Here is an 8,862-nt window from a genome sequence, read left to right on the forward strand (position 1 = left end):
CCGCACCCACCCCATACGACAACGCCGGCCTTCAAGACCACAACCGAGTCTTGAAGGCCGACGTCACGCCAGGCCCCGAATTAACCAACGGCATCTCCAAGGAGTGCGGGGCCCCTCCCACATGCCGTCGGGCTCAGACGGTGGTGACGACCTCGTCGTAGGACAGGCGCGGGGAGCGCGGGAACCAGGCGTCCTGGCCCGGCTTGCCGATGTTGACGACCATCAGCGGGGTGTGGTCGGCGTCCAGGAACTCCTTCTGGAGGCCGGCGAAGTCCACGCCGGTCATCGGGCCGGCGGCCAGGCCGGCGGCGCGGACGCCCACGATGAAGTACGCGGCCTGGAGGGCGGCGTTCAGCAGCGCGGAGCCCTCGCGGACCGGGCGCTCGGAGAAGAACATGTCCTTCGCCTGCGGGAAGTGCGGGAGCAGGGCCGGGAGCTCCTCGTGGAACTCGTTGTCGGCGGAGAGGATCGCGACCAGCGGGGCGGCGGAGGTCTTGGCCTGGTTGCCCTCGGCCATGTGCTTCACCAGGCGCTCGCGGGCCTCGGGGGAGCGGACCAGGGTGATGCGCAGCGGGGTCTGGTTGAAGGCGGTCGGGCCGTACTTCACCAGGTCGTAGATCGCCTGGACCTGCTCGTCGGTCACCGGCTCGTCGGTGAACGTGTTGGCGGTGCGGGCCTCGCGGAAGAGGAGGTCCTGGGCTGCGGGGTCAAGGGCGAGGGACATGCTGCGTACCTTCCGGACTGCAAGGGGGGCTCGCTCGCAAGAGGTGCGAGCGATGACTCGACGGTACGCCCTTGATTGATGAAACTTCAACAAATCTATCCGGATAGTGATCCGTTTCACTCGGAAGTGTAGCGCCGGTCGCTACCCCTCCCCGTCCTCGCCCTCCTGCTCCGCCGCCAGCACGGCATCGAGCCGGGCCCGCGCCCCCTCCAGACGCTCCCGACACACCTTCGCCAACCCCTCGCCGCGCTCCCAGAGCGCCAGGGACTCCTCCAGGGTCGTCCCCCCGGCCTCCAGGCGCCGCACGACCTCGATCAGCTCGTCCCGCGCCTGCTCGTACCCGAGGGCCGCCTCTTCCGTGCCCGTACCCGCTGCCATGAGCCGCTCCATCCTCCGCATCCGATTTCCTGTCGTGACGTCTCGCCCCGGACCGCTCAGGCCGGGTCGTCCGTGCGGCGCACGGCGAACTCGCCCTCGGCCACCCGGGCCCGCAGCTCCTCGCCGGCCGCAACCTCCCCGGGGGAGCGGACCACCGTCCCGTCCGCCCGCTGGAGCACCGCGTACCCCCGCTCCATCGTCGCGGCGGGCGACAGCGCCCGGACCCGCGCCCGCGTGTGCGACAGCTCGGAGTCCGCCCGGTCCAGCACGTGCCCGAGGACCCGGCGGCTCCGGGCGAGGAGCGCCACCAGCTCCTCCTCGCGGACCTCGACCATCCGCTGCGGATGCTCCATGGCCGGCCGTGCGAGCGCGTGCGCGAGGCCGCGCTCCTCCCGGTCCAGCAGCCCCTGCACGGTTCGCAGGGCCCGGTCCCGCAATCCGCGCACCCGCTCCAGCTCCTCGCCGACGTCCGGGACGACCTTCTTGGCCGCGTCCGTCGGCGTCGAGGCACGCAGATCGGCCACCAGGTCGAGCAGCGGCGAGTCCGGCTCGTGCCCGATCGCCGAAACCACCGGCGTGCGGCACCCGGCCACCGTCCGGACGAGCTGCTCGTCCGAGAACGGCAGCAGGTCCTCGACGCTGCCGCCGCCCCGGGCGACGATGATCACGTCCACATCGCCGTGCGCGTCCAACTCCTGGAGCGCCCCGACGACCTGGGGGACCGCCTTCACCCCCTGCACCGCCACGTTCCGCACCTCGAAGCGGACGGCGGGCCAGCGCCGGCGCGCATTCTCCAGGACGTCCCGCTCGGCCGCCGACGCCCGGCCGCAGATCAGGCCGATGCACTGCGGCAGGAACGGGAGCCGCTTCTTCCGGTCGAGCGCGAACAACCCCTCGGAGGCCAGGCCCCGCTTCAGCTGCTCCAGCCGGGCGAGCAGCTCACCGATCCCGACCGGCTTGATCTCCACCGCCCGCAGCGACAGCTGCCCGCGCGGCGCGTACCACTCCGGTTTGGCGTGCACCACGACCCGGGCACCCTCCGAGACGACGTCCGCGACCGCGTCGAAGACCTTGCGGTAGCAGGTGACGCCGATGGAGACGTCATGGGAGGGGTCCCGCAGCGTCAGGAAGACGACCCCGGCGCCCGGCCGCCGGGACAACTGCGTGATCTGCCCCTCCACCCAGATCGCCCCGAGCCGATCGATCCACCCCCCGATCAGGCGGGAGACCTCACCGACGGGAAGCGGTGCTTCGGCGGACGTAGTCAAACCCATGGACCGAGCGTAACCGCGCGGTACGACAACGTCAGGAGGGCAGGGCGGCCGGGAGGACCGGAAGCAGGTCCGCAGCGCGGCCGGGGGCGCGCGGGGAGGCCTCGGACCCGAACGGGGCGCCCGCCCCGTTCAGCCGTGCCCGGACGGCCGTGCCGCCCCCTGGACGGCCAACACGACGAGACCGATCCCCAACCACACCACGCCCACCACCTGGGCCGCAGGCGAGGCCTCGACGATCACCGCGACCAGGATCGCCGCACCGGTCACCGGCAGGACGACGTGCTTCAGCCGGTGCGGCGGCCCCTCCGCCCGGCGCACCGCGAACCAGCCCACCACGCTCGCGTGCAGCAGGACGAAGGCGGTCAGCGCACCGACGTCGACCACGGACACCAACTGGTCGAGGCCGTCGTCCCGACGCGCCGCCCACAGCGCCGCGACCGTCGTCACCGCCGCCGACACGAGGAGCGCCACCCGCGGGACGCCCCCGTCGGTGCGGCCGAGCAGGTGCGGAAGGCGCCGGTCGCGCCCCATCGCGAACAGCAGCCGCCCGCCCGCCGCCTGTCCCGCGAGCGCCGCGAAGGCCGCGCCGATCGCCTTCGACACGGCCACCAGGTCGTGCAGCCACCCGCCGACCGACGCGTCCACGGCGTCGTAGAAGGCGGAGCCCTGCGTGGCGGGGGCGGCGGCCAGCTCGGCCGAGGAGACGGGTTCGAGGAGCGCCACCAGCCAGGTCTGGGCCACGAAGAGGACGCCGGCGAGGGCCAGGCAGAACAGCACGGCCCCCGCCACCTTCCGCGAGCCCCCCGTGACCTCCTCCGCGAAGGAGGCGATCGCGTCGAAGCCCAGGTAGGACAGGACGGCCACCGACACCGCCCCGATCACCGCCGCGAGCGAGAACGCGCCGTCCCCGGTGAGCGGCGACCACCAGTCGCGCCGTGGCCCGTCCCGTACCAGCACCACCACCGCCGACACCACGAACACGAGGAGGACCGCGATCTCCATCGCCAGCACCGCGAAGCCGACCCGGGCCGCCGCCCGCACGCCCCAGAGGTTCAGCAGGGTGGTGACGACCACGGCGATTCCGGTCCACACCCACCGGTCCACCTCCGGGACGAGCGCCTCCATCGCGATGCCCGCGAAGAGATAGGCGACGGCGGGAATCAACAGGTAGTCGAGCAGCGCCATCCACCCGGCGACGAACCCCGGCCCCTCGCCGAGGCCCTTGCGCGCGTACGTGAAGACGGAGCCCGCCTGCGGGGCGACCCGCACCATCTGCGCGTAGCTGAACGCGGTGAACGCCATGGCCACGGTCGCCACGAGGTACACGAGGGCGACCGCCCCGCCCGACTTCGCGTCGAGCGTGCCGAAGACGCCGACCGGAGCCATCGGTGCGATGAACAGCAGGCCGTAGACGACGAGGTCACGGAATCCGAGACTCCGACGCAGTCCCGCGTGGTCCGCCACCTGCGTCTCCTCGCTCATGGCGCCAGTTTCGGCCACGCCACCGACCAAACCGCTCACCGACGCGGCCTTACGATGGGACGCATGACTGCAACGCCCGCGCCGACGCCCGAGTCCGCCCCCGCGACGAACCGCCCGAAGCGTGTCCTGCTCGCCGCTCCCCGCGGCTACTGCGCGGGCGTGGACCGTGCCGTGATCGCCGTGGAGAAGGCCCTGGAGCAGTACGGGGCGCCGATCTACGTGCGCCACGAGATCGTCCACAACAAGTACGTGGTCCAGACCCTGGAGCGGAAGGGCGCGATCTTCGTCGACCAGGCGACCGAGGTGCCGCCGGGCAACATCGTGATGTTCTCCGCGCACGGCGTCGCCCCGACCGTCCACGAGGAAGCCCGCGTGGGCCGGCTCGCCACCATCGACGCCACCTGCCCGCTGGTCACCAAGGTCCACAAGGAAGCCGTCCGCTTCGCCAAGGAGGACTTCGACATCCTCCTCATCGGCCACGAGGGCCACGAGGAGGTCATCGGCACCTCCGGCGAGGCCCCCGACCACATCCAGCTGGTCGACGGCCCGGAGGACGTGGCCAAGGTCGAGGTCCGCGACCCCTCCCGGGTCGTCTGGCTCTCCCAGACCACGCTCTCGGTCGACGAGACGATGGAGACGGTCGACGCACTGAAGGAGAAGTTCCCCCAGCTGATCTCCCCGCCCTCCGACGACATCTGCTACGCCACGCAGAACCGTCAGACCGCCATCAAGGAGCTCGCCGGGCAGGCCGAGCTGGTGATCGTCGTCGGCTCGAAGAACTCCTCCAACTCGATCCGCATGGTCGAGGTCGCCAAGCAGGCCGGCGTTCCCGCCGCGTACCTGGTCGACTTCGCCAGCGAGATCGACGAGGCCTGGTTGGAGGGCGTGACCAGCGTCGGTCTCTCCTCAGGAGCCTCCGTCCCGGACGTCCTGGTGCAGGAGGTCCTGGAGTGGCTCGCCGAGCGCGGTTACGCGGACGTGGAGATCGTCAAGACGGCGGACGAGTCCCTGACCTTCTCGCTGCCCAAGGAGCTCCGCAACAAGGACCTGCGCGCCGAGGCCGAAAAGCTCGCGGCGACCGCGCCCGTCAAGGAGTGACGCGACGCGCCAGCCCTTACCGTGGGGTCCATGAACGTCTTCGGAGTGGACATCGGCGGCTCGGGCATCAAAGGCGCCCCCGTGGACCTGGAGCGCGGCGCACTCGCCGAAGAGCGCCACAAGGTACTGACCCCGCAGCCCGCCACGCCCGACGGCGTGGCGGGCTGCGTCGCAGAGGTCGTGGAGCACTTCGGCTGGACGGGACCGGTGGGCGTGACCTTCCCCGGCGTGGTGACCGGATCCACCATCCGCACGGCCGCCAACGTCGACAAGTCCTGGATCGGCGTCGACGCCGCCACCCTGCTCGGCGACCGCCTCGGCGGACTCCCGGTGACCGTCCTGAACGACGCCGACGCGGCCGGGATCGCCGAGATGACCTTCGGCGCGGGCCGGGGCCGCAAGGGCACGGTCATCCTGCTGACCCTCGGCACGGGCATCGGCTCGGCCCTCTTCGTCGACGGCAGGCTCGTCCCCAACACGGAGCTGGGCCACCTGGAGCTCAAGGGCCACGACGCCGAAACCCGGGCCTCGACCAAGGCCAAGGAGGACGAGGACCTCAGCTGGCACCACTGGGCGACCCGAAGGCTGCACAAGTACCTCGCGCACGTGGAGATGCTCTTCTCGCCGGAACTCTTCATCATCGGCGGAGGGGTGAGCCGCAAGGCGGACAAGTTCCTGCCGCTGATCGAGGGCATCCGCGCGGAGATCGTCCCGGCGGAGCTCCAGAACAACGCCGGGATCGTGGGGGCGGGCATGGCGGCGCGGGCGGCCTGACGGACGGACGGCGCGGAATCCGGGACCCCGCGCCCCGCGCCCCGCGCAGGACGATCCGCTGCCCCGGGCCCCGGGCCCCGGGCCCCGCACCCGCCGTCGTGCGGCCGGTCGGCTCGTACCACCTGCTGGCCCGTACGGTGGTGCGGCTCGTGCGGTGGGGGAGCAGGCGACGGGGCTTGGACGGCGGGGGCGGCTCGTACGGTGGCGGGCTCAGGCGACGGGAGAGCCTTAGGCGACTGCGGGCTCAGGCGACGGGGCGGCGTCCGGAGGCGGAGGCCCGTCCGCCCTGCCCGCCGCCAGCCGCGGATCCCGCCCCGGAAGCGGTCCGGGCCGCCGCGCGCTGCTGGCGGCGGCCCATGTCCCGCACCTTGCGGACGCTGGCGATGAGGCCGGCGACGAGGGTCCCGCCGTAGAGCCATCCGGCGTGCACGGCCAGCGCCGTCACGACGGCCATGGCTTGTCCGCCGAAGCCGCCCGTGCCCCCCGCGATGGGGACGACGCCGGCGGCGAAGGCGATGGGGACGCAGATCGGGGCGGTGACCAGGTCGGCGGTCCGCACCCAGAGCGCGGTGAGGGCGCTGACCGGCAGGAACAGCACCCCATAGGCGACGGGGGAGCCGTCCAGGAGCAATTGGTCGAGGAGACCGAGCAGCAGCATCGCCGAGGCGGCGAAGAGCCCGGCGCCGAGCCCGGTGAGGCGCGGCGAGGGGAGCCGACGCAGGGCGAGGACGACGGGCGGCACGGGCCGCCCGGAGACACGGGCCGCCGAACCACCGGGGGCGCCCGCTCCGGCGTCCCCGACCCGCTCCACACGGGCGCGCCCGGGAGCCCGCCCGGCCCCGCCCGTCACGCGGTAGACGGCCGCGCCCTCCACGAGCGCCCCGGGGGGCGTGGCGGGGGCCTGCGGGCTGCGGCGCCCCCGCGTCTGACGTGTCCTGTGCTGCTCCACCGGACCAACGTAGGTCGCGGAGGGGTGGGAACGGGGTCCGGGACACGCCCTTTGGGTGACCTTGCTCCCGAGATCGACCGAAGGCCGGCGTCCCTGGCCGGTTCGCCCCGCCCGTAAACTGGGGGATCGGCCCACCATCCACACCTTCAGGAAGTCGCCACCGTGTCGCTCACGATCGGAATCGTCGGTCTGCCGAATGTCGGCAAGTCGACCCTGTTCAACGCCCTGACCAAGAACGACGTGCTGGCGGCCAACTACCCGTTCGCCACGATCGAGCCCAACGTCGGAGTCGTCGGCGTCCCCGACCCCCGCCTGACCAAGCTCGCGGAGATCTTCGGCTCCCAGCGCATCCTCCCGGCGACGGTCGACTTCGTCGACATCGCGGGCATCGTGCGCGGCGCCAGCGAGGGCGAGGGCCTGGGCAACAAGTTCCTGGCGAACATCCGCGAGTCGGACGCGATCTGCCAGGTCATCCGTGCCTTCAAGGACGAGAACGTCGTCCACGTCGACGGCAAGGTCTCGCCGAAGGACGACATCGAGACGATCAACACGGAGCTGATCCTCGCGGACCTCCAGACGATCGAGAAGGTCCTGCCGCGCCTCCAGAAGGAGTCCCGGATCAAGAAGGACGTGGCGCCCAAGGTCGCCGCCGTCGAGGCCGCCCAGGCGATCCTGGAGAAGGGCGACACCCTCTTCTCCCAGGGCATCGTCCAGGGCTCGGAGAAGGCGGAGCTCCTCCACGACCTCCACCTCCTCACCACCAAGCCGTTCCTCTACGTCTTCAACGTCGACGAGGACGAGCTGACGGACGAGGACTTCAAGGCCGAGCAGAGCGCGCTGGTCGCCCCGGCCGAGGCCATCTTCCTCAACGCCAAGCTGGAGGCGGACCTCGCCGAGCTCGACGAGGAGGACGCCATGGAGCTGCTCCAGTCCGTCGGCGCCGAGGAGCCGGGTCTCGCCACCCTCGCCCGCGTCGGCTTCGCCACCCTGGGCCTCCAGACCTACCTCACGGCGGGCCCGAAGGAGTCCCGCGCCTGGACGATCAAGCAGGGCGCGACGGCCCCCGAGGCGGCCGGTGTCATCCACACCGACTTCCAGAAGGGCTTCATCAAGGCCGAGGTCATCTCCTTCGCCGACCTCGTCGCCACCGGCTCGGTCGCCGAGGCCCGCGCCGCCGGCAAGGCCCGCATGGAGGGCAAGGAGTACGTCATGCAGGACGGCGACGTGGTGGAGTTCCGCTTCAATGTTTAGTGGGTGACTTACCAGCACGTTGCTGATCTGGCAAACTTGCAGGTCAGGTGGGGTCCGACTCTTTGGGGTCGGGCCCCTTTCGGATTCCCGTGCTGGGATGGTGCTGGGATGGCTGACCCTTTGTCACCTGTCGTCACCTCTCCTCACCCCTACCGTGCTGGGTTCGTGCTGGGATGTGGCAAGGATCCGTGTCGACGCGTAAGCGGTCTCCTTGCGCGAAGGTGCACCAGAGGGTCGACGCACTCACATGCACACTTTCTTCACGGCTCGCAGGGCTCTGGCGGAAACAAATCCGTACGTGCCCGACGTTGTTGATCTCCCGGTCGAAGAGGGGAGGTGTCGGGCCTGAAGCTGTTCCGCACGGACACGACAAATAGCGGCATGACCGAGGTCATGCCGCGTCTTGCTGAGGTCGAGGCAGATCTGCAGGGTCTCGTCGAGGCGCACATGGATGCGCTGCTGGGCGTCCGGTTCCTGGCCCACGAGTGTGGACCTGGCGAGCGCCGTTGACGAGGTGCTGCTCGGGCTCGGGGACGACGTGAACCGCGTCGAGCGCAAGACCTACCGGGCGTACCAGCGGCTGCGGAACTTCGCCTGCCTGTGCCCGCCGCAGCGCAGCAAGCTCCTGGTCTACCTGAAGGTCGACCCGAAGGAGATCGACCTCGTGCCGGGCTTCACCCGGGATGTCTCCGGTCTCGGTCACTACGGCACGGGTGACCTGGAGGTGCAGCTGCGTACGCCGAAGGACGTGGAGCGGGCACAGGATCTGTTCCGCGCGAGCTACGCGGCGGCGTGGTCGCACCGGCCTCCGGGGCGTGTGCGCTTCGCGGCTGTTCTGTGATCGTCGGGAGACGACTTTCGACGGGCGGGCAGGGCGTGGCGGTGGACTATCAATGGTGCGCGGGATCGCCGGTTTGGCTAACCGGCGATCC

At 71.2% G+C, this 8,862-nt stretch carries 10 protein-coding genes; 5 read left to right on the plus strand and 5 right to left on the minus strand.

What is annotated here, in order from left to right; all coding sequences use genetic code 11:
• Positions 1–133: 133 nt before the first annotated feature.
• From ACFW2Y_RS32790 to ACFW2Y_RS32805, 4 genes are all read right to left on the minus strand, one after another.
• Positions 134–724 (minus strand): malonic semialdehyde reductase, encoded by a 591-nt coding sequence (locus ACFW2Y_RS32790; RefSeq protein WP_384886439.1) that lies wholly within the window; start codon positions 722–724, stop codon positions 134–136.
• 141 nt (positions 725–865) lie between these two features.
• Positions 866–1,102, minus strand: a complete 237-nt coding sequence (locus ACFW2Y_RS32795; RefSeq protein ID WP_384886441.1) for an exodeoxyribonuclease VII small subunit — start codon at positions 1,100–1,102, stop codon at positions 866–868.
• 56 nt (positions 1,103–1,158) lie between these two features.
• The gene (gene xseA, locus ACFW2Y_RS32800; protein WP_384886444.1) at positions 1,159–2,376 is read right to left on the minus strand and encodes an exodeoxyribonuclease VII large subunit; all 1,218 of its coding nucleotides are present in this window, start codon (positions 2,374–2,376) and stop codon (positions 1,159–1,161) included.
• A 129-nt stretch (positions 2,377–2,505) separates the two neighbouring features.
• Positions 2,506–3,858 (minus strand): APC family permease, encoded by a 1,353-nt coding sequence (locus tag ACFW2Y_RS32805; protein WP_384886447.1) that lies wholly within the window; start codon positions 3,856–3,858, stop codon positions 2,506–2,508.
• 54 nt (positions 3,859–3,912) lie between these two features.
• Between ACFW2Y_RS32805 and ACFW2Y_RS32810 the strand changes: the two genes are divergently transcribed.
• Both ACFW2Y_RS32810 and ppgK read left to right on the plus strand, forming a co-directional pair.
• Positions 3,913–4,956 carry a 4-hydroxy-3-methylbut-2-enyl diphosphate reductase gene (locus ACFW2Y_RS32810; RefSeq protein WP_384886450.1) on the plus strand — a complete coding sequence of 348 codons (1,044 nt, stop codon included), beginning with the start codon at positions 3,913–3,915 and terminating at the stop codon, positions 4,954–4,956.
• A 30-nt stretch (positions 4,957–4,986) separates the two neighbouring features.
• A complete protein-coding gene (ppgK, locus tag ACFW2Y_RS32815) occupies positions 4,987–5,730 on the plus strand; it encodes a polyphosphate--glucose phosphotransferase (protein WP_384886453.1) in 744 nt (247 codons plus the stop codon).
• Positions 5,731–5,974: 244 nt separating this feature from the next.
• On the opposite strand, the gene ACFW2Y_RS32820 is transcribed toward ppgK, so the two are convergent.
• Positions 5,975–6,679 carry a DUF6542 domain-containing protein gene (locus ACFW2Y_RS32820; protein WP_384886456.1) on the minus strand — a complete coding sequence of 235 codons (705 nt, stop codon included), beginning with the start codon at positions 6,677–6,679 and terminating at the stop codon, positions 5,975–5,977.
• Positions 6,680–6,841: 162 nt separating this feature from the next.
• Here ACFW2Y_RS32820 and ychF point away from each other — a divergent pair, with 162 nt between their 5' ends.
• From ychF to ACFW2Y_RS32835, 3 genes are all read left to right on the plus strand, one after another.
• Positions 6,842–7,930, plus strand: coding sequence for a redox-regulated ATPase YchF (gene ychF / locus ACFW2Y_RS32825; protein WP_384886459.1), 1,089 nt, complete (start codon positions 6,842–6,844; stop codon positions 7,928–7,930).
• 336 nt (positions 7,931–8,266) lie between these two features.
• Positions 8,267–8,440, plus strand: a complete 174-nt coding sequence (locus tag ACFW2Y_RS32830) for a hypothetical protein (protein WP_384886462.1) — start codon at positions 8,267–8,269, stop codon at positions 8,438–8,440.
• Positions 8,418–8,771: a DUF5655 domain-containing protein gene (locus ACFW2Y_RS32835; RefSeq protein WP_384886465.1), complete on the plus strand. Its 354-nt coding sequence runs from the start codon at positions 8,418–8,420 to the stop codon at positions 8,769–8,771. The genes ACFW2Y_RS32830 and ACFW2Y_RS32835 overlap by 23 nt, the downstream gene beginning before the upstream one ends.
• Positions 8,772–8,862 lie beyond the last annotated feature (91 nt).

Origin of the sequence: Streptomyces sp. NPDC058877, from assembly GCF_042742855.1 — a bacterium.
In the GTDB taxonomy this organism is placed as follows: domain Bacteria; phylum Actinomycetota; class Actinomycetes; order Streptomycetales; family Streptomycetaceae; genus Streptomyces.